The organism is Streptomyces sp. NPDC012888 (genome assembly GCF_042900645.1).
In the GTDB taxonomy this organism is placed as follows: Bacteria; Actinomycetota; Actinomycetes; order Streptomycetales; family Streptomycetaceae; genus Streptomyces.
Genome location: NZ_JBIBBM010000011.1, coordinates 233,578 through 251,884 on the forward strand (window position 1 = coordinate 233,578; position 18,307 = coordinate 251,884).

At 71.7% G+C, this 18,307-nt stretch carries 14 protein-coding genes and 2 tRNA genes; 12 read left to right on the forward strand and 4 right to left on the reverse strand.

Features of this window, described 5'->3' with window-relative positions:
* Positions 1 to 81: 81 nt before the first annotated feature.
* The 9 genes from gnd to ACFY61_RS21070 all read left to right on the forward strand — a co-directional run bounded on the left by gnd (position 82) and on the right by ACFY61_RS21070 (position 10,233).
* Positions 82 to 957: a phosphogluconate dehydrogenase (NAD(+)-dependent, decarboxylating) gene (gnd, locus tag ACFY61_RS21030; RefSeq protein ID WP_389473987.1), complete on the forward strand. Its 876-nt coding sequence runs from the start codon at positions 82 to 84 to the stop codon at positions 955 to 957.
* A gap of 70 nt (positions 958 to 1,027) precedes the next feature.
* On the forward strand, positions 1,028 to 2,152 hold the full coding sequence (recF, locus tag ACFY61_RS21035) for a DNA replication/repair protein RecF (protein WP_389473989.1): 1,125 nt from the start codon (positions 1,028 to 1,030) through the stop codon (positions 2,150 to 2,152).
* Positions 2,149 to 2,715: a DUF721 domain-containing protein gene (locus ACFY61_RS21040; RefSeq protein ID WP_389473990.1), complete on the forward strand. Its 567-nt coding sequence runs from the start codon at positions 2,149 to 2,151 to the stop codon at positions 2,713 to 2,715. Before recF ends, ACFY61_RS21040 begins: the two co-directional genes overlap by 4 nt.
* Positions 2,716 to 3,053: 338 nt before the next feature.
* Positions 3,054 to 5,081: a DNA topoisomerase (ATP-hydrolyzing) subunit B gene (gyrB, locus tag ACFY61_RS21045; protein ID WP_389473992.1), complete on the forward strand. Its 2,028-nt coding sequence runs from the start codon at positions 3,054 to 3,056 to the stop codon at positions 5,079 to 5,081.
* A 53-nt stretch (positions 5,082 to 5,134) separates the two neighbouring features.
* Positions 5,135 to 7,723 carry a DNA gyrase subunit A gene (gene gyrA / locus ACFY61_RS21050; protein ID WP_389473994.1) on the forward strand — a complete coding sequence of 863 codons (2,589 nt, stop codon included), beginning with the start codon at positions 5,135 to 5,137 and terminating at the stop codon, positions 7,721 to 7,723.
* Between the two features lie 119 nt (positions 7,724 to 7,842).
* Positions 7,843 to 8,355 (forward strand): DUF3566 domain-containing protein, encoded by a 513-nt coding sequence (locus tag ACFY61_RS21055; RefSeq protein ID WP_389473996.1) that lies wholly within the window; start codon positions 7,843 to 7,845, stop codon positions 8,353 to 8,355.
* A 70-nt stretch (positions 8,356 to 8,425) separates the two neighbouring features.
* Positions 8,426 to 8,499 (forward strand) — tRNA-Ile (locus tag ACFY61_RS21060).
* Positions 8,500 to 8,669: 170 nt separating this feature from the next.
* Positions 8,670 to 8,804: a DLW-39 family protein gene (locus ACFY61_RS21065; RefSeq protein ID WP_208809277.1), complete on the forward strand. Its 135-nt coding sequence runs from the start codon at positions 8,670 to 8,672 to the stop codon at positions 8,802 to 8,804.
* 94 nt (positions 8,805 to 8,898) lie between these two features.
* A complete protein-coding gene (locus tag ACFY61_RS21070; RefSeq protein WP_389473998.1) occupies positions 8,899 to 10,233 on the forward strand; it encodes a hypothetical protein in 1,335 nt (444 codons plus the stop codon).
* On the opposite strand, the gene ACFY61_RS21075 is transcribed toward ACFY61_RS21070, so the two are convergent.
* Complete coding sequence (locus ACFY61_RS21075) at positions 10,220 to 11,569, reverse strand: serine/threonine-protein kinase (protein ID WP_389474000.1); 1,350 nt, start codon at positions 11,567 to 11,569, stop codon at positions 10,220 to 10,222. The two genes, ACFY61_RS21070 and ACFY61_RS21075, sit on opposite strands and share 14 nt — an antisense overlap.
* A gap of 48 nt (positions 11,570 to 11,617) precedes the next feature.
* Complete coding sequence (locus ACFY61_RS21080; RefSeq protein ID WP_389474001.1) at positions 11,618 to 12,166, reverse strand: helix-turn-helix domain-containing protein; 549 nt, start codon at positions 12,164 to 12,166, stop codon at positions 11,618 to 11,620.
* Positions 12,167 to 12,327: 161 nt separating this feature from the next.
* Between ACFY61_RS21080 and ACFY61_RS21085 the strand changes: the two genes are divergently transcribed.
* Together ACFY61_RS21085 and ACFY61_RS21090 are read left to right on the forward strand one after the other, a co-directional pair.
* Positions 12,328 to 12,400: transfer RNA gene (locus tag ACFY61_RS21085), tRNA-Ala, on the forward strand.
* Between the two features lie 854 nt (positions 12,401 to 13,254).
* Complete coding sequence (locus ACFY61_RS21090) at positions 13,255 to 14,367, forward strand: IS701 family transposase (protein ID WP_389474002.1); 1,113 nt, start codon at positions 13,255 to 13,257, stop codon at positions 14,365 to 14,367.
* Here ACFY61_RS21090 and ACFY61_RS21095 read toward each other — a convergent pair.
* Positions 14,343 to 16,289 (reverse strand): helix-turn-helix domain-containing protein, encoded by a 1,947-nt coding sequence (locus ACFY61_RS21095; protein WP_389474004.1) that lies wholly within the window; start codon positions 16,287 to 16,289, stop codon positions 14,343 to 14,345. The genes ACFY61_RS21090 and ACFY61_RS21095 overlap by 25 nt on opposite strands.
* Positions 16,290 to 16,661: 372 nt before the next feature.
* Here ACFY61_RS21095 and ACFY61_RS21100 point away from each other — a divergent pair, with 372 nt between their 5' ends.
* Entirely contained in the window at positions 16,662 to 17,309 is a 648-nt protein-coding gene (locus ACFY61_RS21100) for a methyltransferase domain-containing protein (protein ID WP_389474006.1), read from the forward strand.
* Here ACFY61_RS21100 and ACFY61_RS21105 read toward each other — a convergent pair.
* Entirely contained in the window at positions 17,299 to 18,264 is a 966-nt protein-coding gene (locus ACFY61_RS21105) for a transaldolase family protein (protein ID WP_389474008.1), read from the reverse strand. The two genes, ACFY61_RS21100 and ACFY61_RS21105, sit on opposite strands and share 11 nt — an antisense overlap.
* Positions 18,265 to 18,307 lie beyond the last annotated feature (43 nt).

Here is an 18,307-nt window from a genome sequence, read left to right on the forward strand (position 1 = left end):
GGGAAAGAGTGGCGGCCCGCGTCCGGGCGTAGGCTCGGACGCGGGAACGCAACCGCACTCACACACCTAAGGAACCACCTGATGGAGCTCGGTCTCGTCGGTCTCGGCAAGATGGGCGGCAACATGCGCGAGCGCATCCGCCGCGCAGGCCACACCGTCATCGGATACGACCGCAATCCGGACCTCGCCGATGTCCACAGCCTGGAAGAGCTTGTGGGCAAGCTGAAGGGCCCGCGGGTCGTGTGGGTGATGGTGCCCGCCGGCGGGGCCACCCAGTCCACCATCGACGAGCTGGCCGAGCTGCTCTCGCCCGGCGACGTCGTGGTCGACGGCGGCAACTCGCGGTGGACGGACGACGAGAAGCACGCCGCGGAGCTCGCCGCCAAGGGCATCGGCTTCGTCGACTGCGGCGTCTCCGGCGGTGTGTGGGGCCTGGAGAACGGCTACGCGCTGATGTACGGCGGCGACAAGGAGCACGTCGCCCGCGTCCAGCCGGTCTTCGACGCGCTCAAGCCCGAGGGCGAGTTCGGCTCGGTGCACGCCGGCAAGGTCGGCGCCGGCCACTTCGCCAAGATGGTCCACAACGGCATCGAGTACGCCATGATGCAGGCCTACGCCGAGGGCTGGGAGCTGCTGGAGAAGGTGGACTCGGTCACCGACGTCCGCGAGGTGTTCCGGTCCTGGCAGGAGGGCACGGTCATCCGCTCCTGGCTTCTCGACCTGGCCGTGAACGCGCTGGACGAGGACGAGCACCTGGAGGGCCTGAAGGGCTTCGCACAGGACTCGGGCGAGGGCCGCTGGACGGTGGAGGCCGCGATCGACAACGCGGTGCCGCTGCCCGCGATCACCGCCTCGCTGTTCGCCCGGTTCGCCTCCCGGCAGGACGACTCCCCGCAGATGAAGATGATCGCCGCGCTGCGGAACCAGTTCGGCGGCCACGCGGTCGAGAAGAAGTAACGAAACAGCAGAAACCGCAGTACCCGAAGTACCGCAGTACCAGCAGTAGCCGGGGGAGGTCGGCGCCGTCATGCACGTCACGCATCTGTCGTTGGCCGACTTCCGCTCGTACGCCCGGGCCGAGGTTCCCCTCGACCCGGGCGTCACCGCTTTCGTCGGCCCCAACGGCCAGGGCAAGACCAACCTCGTCGAGGCGGTCGGCTACCTGGCGACCCTGGGCAGCCACCGGGTCTCCTCGGACGCGCCCCTGGTCCGTGCGGGGGCCGAGCGGGCCGTGATCCGGGCGGCCGTCCGGCAGGGCGAGCGGCAGCAGCTGGTGGAGCTGGAGCTGAACCCGGGGCGGGCGAACCGGGCCCGGATCAACCGGTCCTCGCAGGTCAGGCCGCGGGACGTGCTGGGCATCGTCCGGACGGTGCTGTTCGCGCCGGAGGACCTGGCGCTGGTCAAGGGCGATCCGGGGGAGCGGCGCCGGTTCCTCGACGAGCTGATCACCGCGCGGTCGCCGCGGATGGCGGCGGTGCGCTCGGACTACGAGCGGGTGCTCAAGCAGCGGAACACGCTGCTGAAGTCGGCGGCGATGGCCCGCCGCCACGGCGGCCGCTCCATGGACCTGTCGACGCTGGACGTGTGGGACCAGCACCTGGCCCACGCCGGGGCGGAGCTGCTGGCCCAGCGGCTGGACCTCGTCGGCGTCCTCGGCCCGCTGGCGGACAAGGCGTACGAGCAGCTGGCGCCCGGCGGCGGTCCGCTGTCCCTGGCCTACCGGGGCAGTGCGGAGACCGCCGGGGCGCATTCCCGCGAAGAGCTGTGCGCGGCCCTGGTCGCGGCCCTGGGCGAGGCCCGCAAGCAGGAGATCGAGCGCGGGGTGACGCTGGTCGGGCCGCACCGGGACGAGCTGGTGCTGAAGCTGGGCGAGCTGCCGGCGAAGGGCTACGCCAGCCACGGCGAGTCCTGGTCCTACGCGCTGGCGCTCCGGCTGGCCTCGTACGACCTGCTGCGCTCGGAGGGGAACGAGCCGGTGCTGGTGCTCGACGACGTCTTCGCGGAGCTGGACGCGCGCCGCCGGGAGCGCCTGGCGGAGCTGGTGGCCCCGGGCGAGCAGGTGCTGGTGACGGCGGCCGTGGACGACGACGTACCGGGGGTGCTGGTGGGCGCCCGGTACGCGGTCTCGGGCGGGGAGGTGACCCGGCTGTGAGCGGAGGCGGTGGTTCCGCCGGCGGGACCGGCGGGCCGGGCGGTACGGACGGCGAGCGGCGGAAGACGCCCGAGCCCTCCGGTGTGGACCTGGCCCGGCAGGCGCTGGCGGCGGCCCGGGAGCAGGCGCGGGCGCGCGGTCAGGCCGCGCAGGGCCGCAAACGGCAGGGCCAGCCGGGGCTGCGGTCCGGGGCCCGGGCGGACGGCCGCGACCCGATGCCGCTGATGGCGGCGCTGGAACGGCTGCGCACCGAGCGCGGCTGGGAGATGCCGATGGCGGTGGCCGGCGTGATGGAGCGCTGGCCGGAGATCGTGGGTCCGGAGATCGCCGCGCACTGCGTGCCGGAGCGGTACGAGGAGCGCGAGCTGGTGGTCCGCTGCGACTCCTCGGCGTGGGCGGCCCAGCTGAAGCTGCTGGCGCCCCGGCTGGTCGCCCGGCTGAACGAGGAACTCGGACAGGGCACCGTTCGTCTGATCAAGGTGCAGGGACCGGGCGGCCGCCCCCGCCGGTACGGGCCGCTGCGCGCTCCGGGCAGCACCGGCCCGGGCGACACCTGGGGCTAGCCGCGACCCCCCGCGGGCCCGTCGAACTGCCGTCCGACGGGCCTGTGGCCAGTGGTGTCCCTCACCGTAGCGGGAGGTTGACAGGCCGAAGCGCTGGATGCCCGCGTGAGCCTCTTGGAGCCCCGGTCTGAATATGGGGAGTCCTCCGAGGGAGGTTCAGGGCGGCACATGCGTACTCAGGTACCGGCAAACCCCCATTCATGTCAGCGCTACCGGTAGACTGGTAGTAGAGTCCCGCGCTTGCCCGCGGCGGCTCGACCCAACCGCTGACAACCGCTGACAACGCAGATCGACGCAGCCGCTCCTGCTTGCATGCCTGCTGGCCCGGAGTCCGGCCTGTGCTGTGCCAGAAAGGGCGCTTCGTGGCCGATTCCGGCAACTCCAACGAGAACAACCAGTACACCGGCAGCAACATCCAGGTCCTCGAGGGCCTGGACGCTGTGCGCAAGCGGCCCGGCATGTACATCGGCTCGACAGGCGAGCGCGGCCTGCACCACCTCGTCTACGAGGTCGTGGACAACTCGGTCGACGAGGCGCTGGCCGGTCACGCGGACCGCATCGACGTGACGATCCTGGCCGACGGCGGCGTGCGGGTGGTCGACAACGGCCGCGGCATCCCGGTGGACATCGTTCCGTCCGAGGGCAAGCCGGCCGTCGAGGTCGTCCTCACGGTGCTGCACGCGGGAGGCAAGTTCGGCGGCGGCGGCTACGCCGTCTCCGGCGGTCTGCACGGTGTCGGCGTCTCCGTGGTGAACGCGCTGTCGTCGAAGGTCGCCGTCGAGATCAAGCGCGACGGCTACCGGTGGTCCCAGGACTACAAGATGGGCGCCCCGACGGCCGCGCTGGCCCGCAACGAGGAGACCGACGAGCACGGCACCACCGTGACGTTCTGGGCCGACGGGGACATCTTCGAGACGACCGAGTACTCCTTCGAGACGCTCTCGCGCCGCTTCCAGGAGATGGCGTTCCTGAACAAGGGCCTGACCATCTCGCTGACGGACGAGCGCGAGTCGGCGAAGGCCACGGTCGGCGCGGACGACCCGGACGCCGAGGCCGAGGAGCCGAAGGCGCGCACGGTCACGTACCACTACGAGGGCGGCATCGTCGACTTCGTGAAGTACCTGAACTCGCGCAAGGGCGAGCTGATCCACCCCACCGTCATCGGCCTGGAGGCCGAGGACAAGGAGCGGATGCTCTCGGTCGAGCTCGCGATGCAGTGGAACTCGCAGTACACGGAGAGCGTGTACTCCTTCGCGAACACCATCCACACGCACGGCGGCGGTACCCACGAGGAGGGCTTCCGGGCCGCCCTGACCTCGCTGGTCAACCGGTACGCGCGGGACAAGAAGCTGCTGCGCGAGAAGGACGACAACCTCACCGGTGACGACATCCGCGAGGGTCTGACCGCGATCATCTCGGTCAAGCTCGGCGAGCCGCAGTTCGAGGGCCAGACGAAGGACAAGCTGGGCAACACCGAGGCGAAGACCTTCGTGCAGAAGGTCGCGCACGAGCACCTCAACGACTGGTTCGACCGCAACCCCAACGAGGCCGCGGACATCATCCGCAAGGCGATCCAGGCCGCCACCGCGCGCGTCGCCGCCCGCAAGGCCCGTGACCTGACCCGTCGCAAGGGTCTGCTGGAGAGCGCGTCCCTGCCGGGCAAGCTCTCCGACTGCCAGTCGAACGACCCCACCAAGTGCGAGATCTTCATCGTCGAGGGTGACTCCGCCGGCGGTTCGGCGAAGTCGGGCCGCAACCCGATGTACCAGGCCATCCTGCCGATCCGCGGCAAGATCCTGAACGTCGAGAAGGCGCGGATCGACAAGATCCTCCAGAACACCGAGGTCCAGGCGTTGATCAGCGCCTTCGGCACCGGTGTGCACGAGGACTTCGACATCGAGAAGCTCCGGTATCACAAGATCATCCTGATGGCGGACGCCGACGTCGACGGCCAGCACATCAACACCCTGCTCCTGACCTTCCTGTTCCGCTTCATGCGGCCGCTGGTGGAGGCGGGTCACGTCTACCTGTCCCGCCCGCCGCTGTACAAGATCAAGTGGGGTCGCGACGACTTCGAGTACGCGTACTCGGACCGCGAGCGCGACGCCCTGGTCGAGCTCGGCAAGCAGAACGGCAAGCGGATCAAGGAAGACTCGATCCAGCGCTTCAAGGGTCTGGGCGAGATGAACGCGGAGGAGCTCCGCGTCACCACGATGGACGTGGACCACCGGGTGCTCGGCCAGGTCACCCTGGACGACGCGGCGCAGGCCGACGACCTGTTCTCGGTGCTGATGGGCGAGGACGTCGAGGCGCGGCGCTCCTTCATCCAGCGCAACGCCAAGGACGTCCGCTTCCTCGACATCTGAGTCGGCCGCACGCTGACCGCTGCCTGCCCGCCTGAAAGGACCTGAAGCCGGCCATGGCCGACGAGAACACTCCCACGACCACCGACACCCCCGAAGAGGAGCCGCAGCTGCGGATCGAGCCGGTCGGGCTCGAGACGGAGATGCAGCGCTCCTACCTCGACTACGCGATGTCCGTCATCGTGTCCCGCGCGCTGCCGGACGTACGGGACGGCCTCAAGCCGGTCCACCGGCGCGTGCTGTACGCGATGTACGACGGCGGCTACCGGCCCGAGAAGGGCTTCTACAAGTGCGCCCGCGTCGTCGGTGACGTCATGGGTACGTACCACCCGCACGGCGACACCTCGATCTACGACGCCCTGGTGCGCCTCGCCCAGCCGTGGTCGATGCGGATGCCGCTGGTGGACTCCAACGGCAACTTCGGCTCCCCGGGCAACGACCCGGCGGCGGCGATGCGCTACACCGAGTGCAAGCTGATGCCGCTGGCCATGGAGATGCTCCGGGACATCGACGAGGAGACCGTCGACTTCCAGGACAACTACGACGGCCGCAACCAGGAGCCGACGGTCCTGCCGGCGCGCTTCCCGAACCTGCTGATCAACGGCTCCGCCGGCATCGCGGTCGGCATGGCCACCAACATCCCGCCGCACAACCTGCGCGAGGTCGCGGCCGGCGCCCAGTGGGCGCTGGAGCACCCGGAGGCCACGCACGAGGAGCTGCTGGACGCGCTCATCGAGCGGATCAAGGGCCCGGACTTCCCGACCGGCGCGCTGGTCGTGGGCCGCAAGGGCATCGAGGAGGCGTACCGCACCGGTCGCGGCTCCATCACGATGCGCGCCGTGGTCGAGGTCGAGGAGATCCAGAACCGCCAGTGCCTGGTGGTCACCGAGCTTCCGTACCAGGTCAACCCGGACAACCTCGCGCAGAAGATCGCCGACCTGGTGAAGGACGGCAAGATCGGCGGCATCGCCGACGTCCGCGACGAGACCTCGTCGCGCACCGGCCAGCGCCTGGTGATCGTGCTCAAGCGCGACGCCGTCGCCAAGGTCGTGCTGAACAACCTGTACAAGCACACCGACCTGCAGACCAACTTCGGCGCGAACATGCTGGCGCTGGTGGACGGCGTGCCGCGCACGCTGTCGATCGACGCGTTCATCCGCCACTGGGTGCAGCACCAGATCGAGGTCATCGTCCGGCGCACGCGCTTCCGTCTGCGCAAGGCGGAGGAGCGCGCCCACATCCTGCGCGGCCTGCTCAAGGCGCTGGACGCGATCGACGAGGTCATCGCGCTGATCCGGCGCAGCGACACCGTCGAGGTGGCCCGCGCCGGCCTGATGGGCCTGCTGGAGATCGACGAGATCCAGGCGAACGCGATCCTGGAGATGCAGCTCCGCCGGCTGGCCGCCCTGGAGCGGCAGAAGATCGTCGCCGAGCACGACGAGCTGCAGGCGAAGATCAACGAGTACAACGCGATCCTGGCCTCCCCGGAGAAGCAGCGCTCGATCGTCAGCGAGGAGCTGGCGGCGATCGTGGAGAAGTACGGCGACGACCGCCGCTCCAAGCTGGTGCCGTTCGACGGCGACATGTCCATCGAGGACCTGATCGCCGAAGAGGACATCGTCGTCACCATCACCAACGGCGGCTACGTCAAGCGCACCAAGACCGAGGACTACCGGTCGCAGAAGCGCGGCGGCAAGGGCGTGCGCGGCACCAAGCTGAAGCAGGACGACATCGTCGACCACTTCTTCGTGTCCACCACGCACCACTGGCTGCTGTTCTTCACCAACAAGGGCCGGGTCTACCGCGTCAAGGCCTACGAGCTGCCCGACGCCGGCCGTGACGCCCGCGGCCAGCACGTGGCGAACCTGCTGGCCTTCCAGCCGGACGAGCAGATCGCGCAGATCCTCGCGATCCGCGACTACGAGGCGGCCCCGTACCTGATCCTGGCCACCAAGGCCGGTCTGGTGAAGAAGACCCCGCTGAAGGACTACGACTCGCCCCGTTCGGGTGGTGTCATCGCGATCAACCTGCGCGAGCGCGAGGACGGCACCGACGACGAGCTCATCGGCGCCGAGCTGGTGTCCGCCGAGGACGACCTGCTGCTGATCAGCAGGAAGGCGCAGTCGATCCGGTTCACCGCGACCGACGAGGCCCTGCGCCCCATGGGCCGCGCGACCTCCGGCGTCAAGGGCATGAGCTTCCGCGAAGGTGACGAACTGCTCTCCATGAGCGTGGTCCGGCCCGGTACGTTCGTCTTCACCGCGACCGACGGCGGCTACGCCAAGCGGACGCCGGTCGACGAGTACCGCGTCCAGGGTCGTGGTGGTCTGGGCATCAAGGCCGCCAAGATCGTGGAGGACCGCGGTTCGCTCGTCGGGGCGCTGGTGGTGGACGAGAGCGACGAGATTCTCGCCATCACCCTCGGCGGAGGTGTGATCCGTACGCGCGTCAACGAAGTCCGGGAGACCGGCCGTGACACCATGGGCGTCCAGCTGATCAACCTGGGCAAGCGCGACGCCGTCGTGGGCATCGCGCGCAACGCCGAGGCCGGTCAGGAAGCCGAGGAGGGCGACGAGCCCGAGACGGCCGAGGGACAGGCCACCGAGGGCGCCGAGGGCACCGAGTCCTCGGCCGTGGAGCAGTAGGAGCAATCGTGAGTGGAGCCACGGGCGCCGGACCGTCCACCTCCGGAGCGAACGGTGCCGGTGGCCCCGCCGCGGACTCCGAGGGCGGGGCCGCCCCCGCCGGAGCCAGGGGGAACACGGTGACGGATACACGAGAGCCGCAGCCGCAGCCGTACCACCCGCCGCAGGCCTACGCCGGCCCGGGCGCCCAGCGCCCGGAGGCGGGCCAGGGCGGCGGTGCGGCCCAGCGGAAGCCGCGGACGGGCGTGCGGACGACGCCGAGGACGCGCAAGGCGCGGCTGCGGGTGGCGAAGGCCGATCCCTGGTCGGTCATGAAGGTCAGCTTCCTGCTGTCGATCGCCCTGGGCATCTGCACCGTGGTGGCCTCGGCGGTGCTGTGGATGGTCATGGACGCCATGGGCGTGTTCTCGACCGTCGGCGGCACCATCAGCGAGGCCACCGGCTCCAACGAGAGCAACGGTTTCGACCTGCAGTCCTTCCTGTCACTGCCGCGCGTGCTGATCTTCACCTCGGTGATCGCGGTGATCGACGTGGTCCTGATGACGGCGCTGGCCACCCTCGGCGCCTTCATCTACAACCTCTCGGCGGGCTTCGTGGGCGGCGTGGAGCTCACCCTCGCCGAAGACGAGTAGGGCTCTGACCAGCGATTTGGGAACTCCCGGGTCTGTGCGCTAACCTTCAGGAGTCAGCGCGCAGCGCGGAGGGGCTATAGCTCAGTTGGTTAGAGCGCATCCCTGATAAGGATGAGGCCACAGGTTCAAATCCTGTTAGCCCCACAGTCACGGCGAAGGCCCGGCGGAGATGATCCGCCGGGCCTTCGCCGTTCCCGTGTCCCGGACCGCCCGCGGTCCTGATGGACTCCTTCCCAGGTAACTGATCGGTATCGATCGGTGTGTATTGTTGGGCGCCAGAAGTCCCCTACGTCAACGAAAGACGAGGTCGCGCGGTGAAGAAGCTGCTCCTGGTCGCACTGGCCGCCATCGGCGGGCTCCTCGTGTACCGCCAGATCCAGGCGGACCGCGCCGAGCAGGACCTGTGGACGGAGGCGACCGACTCCGTGCCGTCCGGTTCCGGTGTGTGAGACCGCACGTTGTGACGCGAGACCCCGGCTGCCGCTGCGGCCGGGGTTCCGCGCGTTTCGGGGCGAAAGATCGAGCTTTGTGCGGGGTGGAGTGATGGGTCGGTTCCGCGGGGTGCTGGCGCCGGCCGTGGTGGTCGCGGTGGCGCTGTGCGGGGCCGCCGGAGCGGTGCCGGGCACGGCGAACGCGGCGTACGCGGCTGATCCCGCGCCGGGGCCGGCGTACCGGACCGGGCCGGGCAGCACGAAGGTGCAGGGCGGGGCGAACTCGGCGGTCGGGCCGGTCCTGGAGGCCGGCCGGTTCTACGAGGACACCCTCGCCCCGGAGCAGGAGCGTTTCTACCAGGTGGTCCTGGACGACGCGTCCAGCGTGTACGTCTCCGCCGTGGCCCGCCCCGACCCGAAGAGCACGGTCGCGTACGGGGACGGCATCGAGCTGACCCTGCTGGACACCGGCCACCAGCCCTGCACCAGCACCGAGGGCGCCGACTTCTCCTCCGAGCAGGCGCGGCCGGTCGCGGACGTCGCCGTGCGCCGGCTGGAGGAGGACGGCAAGTGCCAGCAGGCGGGCACCTACTACGTGAAGCTGACGCGCGAGAGCGGCAAGGAGTCCGACCGGGCGCCCTGGCCGGTGGAGCTGCACCTGATGCGGGAGCCGAAGCTGGCGGGCAGCAACGCCCCGCAGACCGCTCCCAGCGCCTGGCCGTCGGCGCCGGTGCCGGCCCCCTCCGACCAGCGGGTGGTGCGCCGGGGCGGTGGCGGCTTCAACGACGCGCGGGCGCTGGACACCGGCGTGTGGGGTGACACCGTGCACCCCGGGCAGACCCTCTTCTACCGGGTGCCGGTGGACTGGGGCCAGCAGCTGAGCGTCAGCACCGAGCTGACCGGCGGCAAGCTCACCCAGAGCTCCGGCTACGCCGGGAACGGGCTGGTCACCGCGGTGTGGAACCCGGCCCGCGGGCCGGTGACCTCGGTCAGCGAGTCCTATGACGGCAAGGCCGCGAAGGTGGACGTGGGGCCGCTGGCCCCTGTGGCGTACGAGAACCGGTTCGCGGACGCGCGGGCGGCGCGGCCGATGCGGGTGGCCGGCTGGTACTACCTGTCCGTCACCGTGGACAAGAAGGTCGGCGAGTTCACGGCGCAGGACGTGCCGCTCCAGCTGACGATGCGGGTGAAGGTCTCGGGCACGGCCGGGCCCGGCCCGTCCTACGCGGGCAGCCTCGCGGAGGCCGGCTTCGGGGTGTCCGGAGCGGACCGGGCGGCCGCCCAGGAGGGCCTGACCGGCCCGGAGGCGGCCGAGGCAGCGGACACGCGGTCGCTGATGGCGGTGGTCGCCGCCACGGGCTTCGGTACCGGCACGCTCCTGCTGGCGGGGCTGGGCGGGTGGATCTGGCTGGCCCGCCGCTCCGCCGGGCGCGCTACATCAGGGTGAGGGCCCAGACCCCGACGGCGAAGCAGGCCAGGGCGGCCAGCAGGACGGAGACGGTGACCGTGCGGGTCGGCCCCGGGCGGACCGGCGTCACGGTGGGCGCCGCCGCGGGCGGTGCGCTGTAGGGCGCGGCGGCTGGCCCGGCGGCTGACGGTGGCGCCAGGTGGAAGCTGCCGGTCGGGGACACCCCCTGCGGCGCCGGGACGGCGGCGGTGCCCGTACCGCTGCCGGTGGCGGTGCCGTACGGGCGGGTGGTCGCGGTACCCCGCGGATCGGTACGGGTCGGCTCGGCGGAGGCCACGGCCGCGGTCGCGGTGGCGGACCAGGCGGCGGGCACCGGCTGCACCGGAGGCTGTACCGGCGGCTCGGGCGACGGCTGGGGCGACGGCTGGGGCGACGGCTGGACAGGCAGCACCGGGGCGGGAGCGCCCGGGGCGGCGGCGGATACCGGGGCGGCGGACCGGGGGCCCTCGGGACCGAACCCGGCGGGCAGCGGACCCAGTTGGTCGAACACCTCGACGGAGCCCGCGGCAGGATCGGCCGGGGGGAGCAGCTCCACCGCCTCCGCGAGCGCCCTGCGGGCACCCGTGGCGGTGCGGAACCGTGCCTGCGGATCCGGCTGCAGCAGGCTCGCCACGACCTGCCACAGGGCCGCGGGCACGCCCTCGGGGGCCGCCGGCGTACCGTGCGCGCGGAAGTGGTCGACCAGTGCCTGGGAGTCGGGCTTGCGGCCCTGCAGCAGGTAGAGGCCGACCAGGCCGACGGCGTACAAGTCGGCCGGGAAGTCCGGCTCGGCGCCCATGAGTTGCTCCGGGGCGAAGTAACCGGGCGTCCCGACGACGTAGTTGGTCTCGGTCAGGCGCGGTTCGCCCTTGCGCATGGAGATGCCGAAGTCGGACAGCCGCAGGTGTGGCTGCCCGGTTCCGGTGGCCTCCATCAGGATGTTGGCCGGTTTGATGTCGCGGTGGACCACGCCCTCCGCGTGCACGGCGGCCAGACCGGAGAGCAGCTGGTCGAGCAGGGTGCACACGAAGCGGGGCGGCAGCGGCCCGTAGTCGCCGATCACGTGGGCGAGCGAGCCGCCGCTGACCAGGTCCATGGTGAACAGGACCTTGTCATCGTCGGCGGCCCAGCTGGCGGGTGCCAGCACGTGCGGGTGGTCGATCCGCAGGGCCTGCTCGCGCACGAAGCGCAGCAGGGTGTGGGCGTCGGACTGCTGGAGCACCTTGGCGGCCACGTACCGGCGGCGCCGGTGGTCCCAGGCCCGCCAGACGGCTCCGGCTCCGCCGCGTCCGATCGGGTCGATCAACTCGTACCGACCGGCGAAGATCTCACCCATCGCTGCGCCCGTCCCCCGTCCCCCGTGCCTCGTGCTTCGTGCTTCGTGTCAGTTCTGGTGGGCCTCGTAGTGGGCGACCGCGTCGGCGGTGCGTCCGGCCCCGTACACCCGGAGGAACTCTGCCAGTTCCGGGTGGCTGGTCGCGAGGGTGTCCGCCGCGTCGATGATGTCACCGGCGGCGGCGACCGAGCGGAGCAGCGACTGGATCTCGCGGACCACGCGCTTGACGGTGGGCGCGCCCGAACCCGTCGCGGTCTGACCGCTGTTGCTCAGCACCGAGCCCCCCTGGGTCTTCTTGATCTCGTCCATCCGCTCGGTGGCCTCGACGGCGCTCACGCTGCCGTCGGCGACCTGTCCGGCGAGGTCCTGCAGGGCCTGGACCCGCTGCACGACGGCCGGGTTGCCGATCTTGGCCCGCTGGCCGCTCATCAGCTGGGAGAGCATGGGCGCGGACAGGCCGAGCACGGCGGCGAGGCGGGCCTGGTTGAGGCCCAGGTCGTCTATGAGCCGGCGGAAGAGCGCACCGAGCGGCTCCCCGTACCAACTGCGCTGGAGCTCTCTGGCTCTGGCGGTTGCCTCTTGCTGTACTGCGTCCACGCTTGGTACTCCCCTTCGCTGGTGCGAACCTCGCGAGCATCTTACGGAGCGTGGTCGTGGGGCGGGAGTCCCTATCCTTTTGCGGGATCGGGGGGTACACCCGGTACTCTGGTCTGCGGAAGTGGCCGTCCCGTCGCGGGCGCCGCTCCCACCCGTTTCACGGGGCCTTAGCTCAGTTGGTAGAGCGCTGTCTTTGCATGGCAGATGTCAGGGGTTCGACTCCCCTAGGCTCCACTCCTCAAAGGCCCCCTGACCTGCGTTGACGCGGTCGGGGGGCCTTTTTCGCGCCCGTACGGCGAGGGGCCCGCGGGGGCTGCGCCGGAGCCTGCCGCGCCCGGTACCGGGGCGGGCCGGGGGCGGCCGGGCGGTGGCGGGGTGCGGGGCGGGGTGTGGGGCGGGCCGGGAGCCGGGTGCCGCCCGGGGGTGGGTGGCGCGGAGGGTGCCGGGCGGGCCGGACCGCGGAGCGGGCGGGGCCGTCTGCGGCCGGACGGGCGTCCGGGCCTCGGACGCGGGTGTGGTCCGCCCACCACCGGTCCTGTGCGGGTGGCGGGAATGCGACGGGGGTCCCTTTACGTCTGCACGGATCCGCGGAATGGCCGCCGGAGCGCTCGTGCCCGCCCGCGCGGAACGAAACTCGGAGCGAATCCGGCCACCGTCGGAATGTCGTCGTGGCCGGGTGAATGCGGCGGGAGGCGTGGAGTCCGGTACGAGCCGTAGCGCCGTCAATTGGCTGGTCTGTGGCTGGTGATGTGCCGACGACCGTGTTCCGCTCTGCCGCCCCGTCCGGTCCGAGCAGGGGTTTTCCATAATCCGCCGACGCGACGGGAGGGATCCGCGCGTATCGACCGGCAATTTCTTTTCCCTGCCGATCGCGGCGCTGTTGATCCCCGTTCGCGCTCTTTGCGCGGGGGTGGCCGCGAGCGCATCCACCGGCCCAGGTGTGTGACCGGCCCACCTGGGCAACCCCTCGGCCCGCCGAGCACGGTTGAGGTGCCCGCTGGGAGCAGCGGGTTGCCGAGAATGGGGAGATCGTGGGGATGCGTCTCGCTTGGGAAGAAAGAAGTAGCTATCGGGTTTCGGACAGTGCCGTGGGGGAGCTGTGTGCCGAGCTGTTCGCCCCCCTGCCGCGCAGCGATCAGCGCCGCAAGGGCGAGCTGTACTTGCGGGGCCTGTTGTCGGCCGGCGGCCGCAAGTCGATCCGGAACATCGCGGCCTGCGTGGGGGACCGGGCGGCGGAGCAGAGCCTTCACCACTTCATCTCCTCCTCGACCTGGGACTGGAATCCGGTGCGGGCCGCGCTCGCCCAGTACCTGGAGCGTGCGCTGCGGCCGCGGGCATGGGTGGCCCACGCGGTGGTGATCCCGAAGGCCGGCCGGCACTCGGTCGGGGTGGGGCGCCGTTTCGTGCCCAGTCTCGGCCAGGTGGTCAACAGCCAGGAGGTGTTCGGGCTCTGGGCCGCCAACGACGAGATGAGCGCGCCCGCCAACTGGCGGCTGATGCTCTCCGACGACTGGCGTGAGAGCGGTCGGCTGGGCTCGCCCCGCCCGTCGGAGTCCAACCTGGCGGGTACCCCGCTGGAGTGCGTGGCGGGGGCCGCGTCCGAGCTCCAGGGCTGGGTCGGCGGCCCGCCGCGTCCGGTGGTGCTGGACCTGCCCGACACCGAGCCCGCGGCGGTGGCCCGCCGGTTCGGGGCGGCCGCGATGCCGTTCGTGGCCGGCGTACGGGGTTCCACGCGGATCACGCCCGCCGCGCCGGTACTGGGGCACGACAACCGTGACGTGACCGCCGACCAGCTGCTGCGCATGGTGCGGACCCTGCGGCGCCCGGTGACCTGGACCGACCCCGAGACGGCGGCGGTCCGCACCAGCCTGGTGGCGGCCGTGCCGGTACGGCTGCCCGGTACGCGGCGTCCGCTGCTGCTGCTCGGCGAGTGGAGCGGGCCGGGCGGCTGGCCGCAGCACTGCTGGCTGACCGACCTGGTCACGGTGCCGTGGGGCGGGCTGCTCCGGCTGGCCAAGCTGACCCAGCGGGTGGCCTGCGACTTCACCGACATCTCCACCGGGGTGGGGATGGTGGACTTCGAGGGCCGCTCCTTCGGCGGCTGGCACCGGCACGTCACGCTCGCCTCCTCGGCGCACGCCGTGCAGGTGCTCTCCGGTGGTGTCCCGCGCCGGTCTCAGCCGGTGGCCCGCCCGGCCTGATCGCGGCGGCCGCGCTGCAGCGCGCGACGGGTGCGCTGCATCTGCAGGGCCAGCTGGACCTCCAGCGCCTGTGCGGGCTCCAGCCATTCGGGGCCGAGCAGTTCGGTGATCCGCTCCAGCCGTCGCGACACGGTGTTGGGGTGGACGTGCAGGGTCTCCGCGGCCCGGGTGGGGCTGCCGGCGGAGGCGAAGTACGCCTCCAGGGTGTGGGCGAGGTCGGTGCGCTGCTGGGCGTCGTAGTCCAGGACGGGGCCGATGGTGTTGTGGATGAAGTCGCCGGTGTTGGGGCTGTCGGAGAGGAGCAGGCCCAGGAAGCCGAGTTCGCGGGGCGAGGCGGCGCCGCCCGCCCCGCCCAGCGCGGTCAGGGCGTCCAGGCAGGAGCGGGCCTCCTGGTAGGTGCGGCCGATGGCCGTCAGGTCGCTGACCGGGCCGGCCGTACCGGCGGTGACGGGGTGGCCCAGGGCGGTGGAGAGTTCCGTGGAGACGGTCTTGCCGACGGCTCCCGGGTCCGTGCCGGGGACCATCAGGATGATGCAGCCGCCGTCCACGCTCTTGAGGCCGGAGTGCTGGTGGGCGTAGGACGAGGCCCAGATCACGGCGCGGCCCAGGGAGCCCCCCTCGGGGCGGGCGACGACCACCACGTGGGGGCCGTCGAGGTCGACGCCCAGGCGGCGGGCCCGGTCGGCGAGTTTGGCCGCGGGAAGCTGGTCCTCCTTGAGGAGGTCGTTGAAGAGTTCGTCGCGGACCTGGCCCTCGGCCGCGGCGGCACTGCGCTGCATCACCAGGATCAGGGCGGCGGCCTGGGCGACCAGGCCGAGCAGCTGGGCCCGGTCGGCGGTGTCCCCGGGGCCGTCGGCGGCCCCATCAGGGTCCCCGGCGGCGGGCCGGTCGTCGCGTGGGGCCAGCAGGAGGGTGCCGAGCATCTCCTGTCCGGCGACGGCCGGGGCCACCCACAGGCCGTCGGCGGAGCGGACCGGGCGGCGTTCGGTGTGGGCGTCCAGGGAGGCCGTGCGGATCGTGTCCTCGTCCGGCTCGGGGAAGCCCGGGGCGCTGTTCAGGTCGCGGCCGGCCTGGTCGCGGATGAGCAGCGTGCCGTCGAGCAGGGTGGCCGCCTCCTCGGCCAGGGCGTGCAGGCCGCCGCCCTCCAGGACCAGCTCGATCAGGCGGCTGTGGGTGTTGCGCAGGCGGTGGGCGGCGGCGGAGGAGTCCATGGCCCGGGAGGTGTCGAGCTCCAGGTCGGCGACCTCGTCGCGGACCTGGTCCAGCAGCCGTGCCTTCTCGATGGCGACGGCGGCCAGGTCGGCGAGCGAGCTCATCAGGGACAGCTCGTCGGGGTCGAAGTGGCGGATGCGGCGGCCGCCCACGTACAGGTTGCCGAGGTCGGAGTCCTCGTGCCGCAGCGGGACGGCCATCAGGGCGTGCAGGCCTTCGGCGCGCACCACGTTGTCGATGACGTCGGAGTGCTGGAAGCTGTCGTCCTGGAGGTAGTCGGCGGACCAGAACGGGGCCGAGCGCTGGCGTGCCTGCCGGCCGATACCGCCGGTCATGGGCACGGCGAAGCCGACGGTGATGGCCGAGGTGTGGCCGTCCGCGGCGCGTACGACGGACCGGTGCTCGCCGGGGTCGTGGAAGGTCACCCAGGACATGTCCAGGCCCAGCAGCAGGCGGGCCCGCCGGGTGATGACCTTGAGCAGGGTGTCGAGGTTGTACGGGAAGGTGAGGTCCCGGGCGGTGTCGACGAGCGCGCTCAGGCCCGCCTCGCGCTGCTGGCGGCGGGCGAACAGGCCGCGGATGCTCAGGGAGAGTTCCTTGGCGCGGGTCAGGCGTACGAGTTCGGCTTCACCGGCGCCGGCGGCGCGGGCGTCGCGCACCAGTTTCTCGAATTCCTCGGCGGGTGCCTCCCGCGCGAGCAGTTCGAGCATCTCCGAGACGTCCGTGTGAGGCGTTTGGTTTCCCGACATCACATTCGTCCCCCCCCTGCCGCACGGTTGCGGACTTGCCCCGTCGGCGAACGTAGTGCGGCCCCCCGCGCGTGGTCAACATTCCCTTGATCCAAGAATGCCAGGTCAGGAAGGCGGGGTGTGGCTGGGGCACCGCGGCGGGTGACCGACTGGGTTGTCCGGCCACCTTCTGGGAGGGGCCCGCCGCGGATAAATCTTGCTTCCGGGCGCCGAGGGGCGTCGTATCCGACAGTTGCCAGGGGGAGACCGATGACGCAGGTCCGGAGTTTCGAACGTTCCCTTCTCCGCAGTCGGCGGTCTCTGACGCGCGACGACCGGCCGCAGGTGTTCTCCATGTGCGGCCGGGAGTGGGACCTGCTGGACGAGGTGTTCGCGCCGGTGTTCTCGCCGTCCACCGGGATCGCCCTGGAGTTCCTCGACCTGAACGAGCCTCTCTCGGGCCGCCGCGGCGGCTCCTTCCTGGAGGTCGGTTGCGGCACCGGCGTGACCGCGGTGATGGCGGCGCTGGCCGGCTGCGAGCGGGTGGTCGCCTCCGACATCAGCCCGCGGGCGGTGGAGAACGCGGCGGCCAACGCCGAGCGGCACGGGGTGGAGGACCGGCTGCGCGCCGTGCACAGCGACCTGTTCTCGGGTCTGTGCGAGAAAGAGCGCTTCGACACGGTGTTCTGGAGTTCCAACTACGTGATGGCGCCCGCCGACTACGAGTACCGGTCGGTGCACGAGCGGGCGTACGTCGACTCCGGCTACCGGGCGCACCGCCGCTACCTGGAGCAGGCGCTGCGCTGGCTCGCCCCGGGCGGTTCGGCGCTGCTGCACTTCAGCGACCGGGGTGACGTACCGGCCCTCCACGCGATCGCCGACGAGTGCGGCCGGGAGCTGCGGGTGCTGCGCAGCACCCGGGTCCGCGAGGGCGAGTACGGCGACGAGATGGTGGAGCACATGCTGGTGGAGATCCTGCCGGCGGAGCCGGTCAGGAACTGAGCTTCCACGCGTGCTGGAGCCGGGTGAGCTCCATGGTCTCCAGCACCTCGGTGACCTCGGCCATGCGGATGCCGAGGTCTTCGAGGAGGGCGAGGGCCTTCCGGCCGTCCTCGTGGGCGTTGAGCAGGGTGTCGCCGCTGAGGCCGCCGGTGGCGACGGCCTCCTCCAGCACGTCGGCGGTGGCGGCCTGGCCGGTGTTCCAGCCGACGAGGGCGCCGATGTGGCGGGGTTCGACGGCGGTCCACAGCAGCCCCGGGGGTACCGCGCCGGCCGCGCGCAGCACCCGCCACCAGTCGCCCTCCATCCGCTCCTCGCGGGTGCGGTACATCAGGCGGGCCACCGCCGCGGCGGCCGTGTTCCGGGCTCCGTCCCGGTCCGGGCCGGCGGGGAGCCCGGCGAGCCGGGTGTCGACCTCGGTGTCCAGGGTGCCGACGGGCACGGAGGTGACGGCGACGGTCTCGTGCAGCGGCCGGCCGGCCGCCAGGGCGCGTTCGAGTCCGGTGAGGTAGGCGGTGAGCACCTCGTCGTAGCGCTCGGCGGAGAACACCAGGTCGGCGTCGACGCTGATGCCCTCGGCGAGGCAGTCCGCCAGGGCGGCGAGCCCGGCCGCGGTGGCGGGGACGCGGACCAGCAGGTTGGGCCGGCCGACGGCGGCGCGCAGGGCGCGGGCTTCGGCGAGCAGGGCCTGCGCGTCATGGGCGACGCGGGGGTCGACCGGGACGGACACCCGGCCGTGCCGCCCGCCGCTGGTGAGGAAGACGTCCCAGAGGGTGTCGCAGGCACGGCGGGCGGCGTCCGGGTCGGCATCCGGTACGACGGCGCCGTGCAGGAGCGAGGCTCCGGTGGGGCGGTACAGCGCGCCCGGGAGGAATTCCGGGCCGCCCGCGGCCAGCCAGGGCGAAACTCCCTCTGCCGCCAGCTGCTTGAGCAGCTCCATGGCAGGTTGGCTCATCATGGGCCGATGTTAGGCCCGGTCCCGGCAGGTGGGCATAATCCGC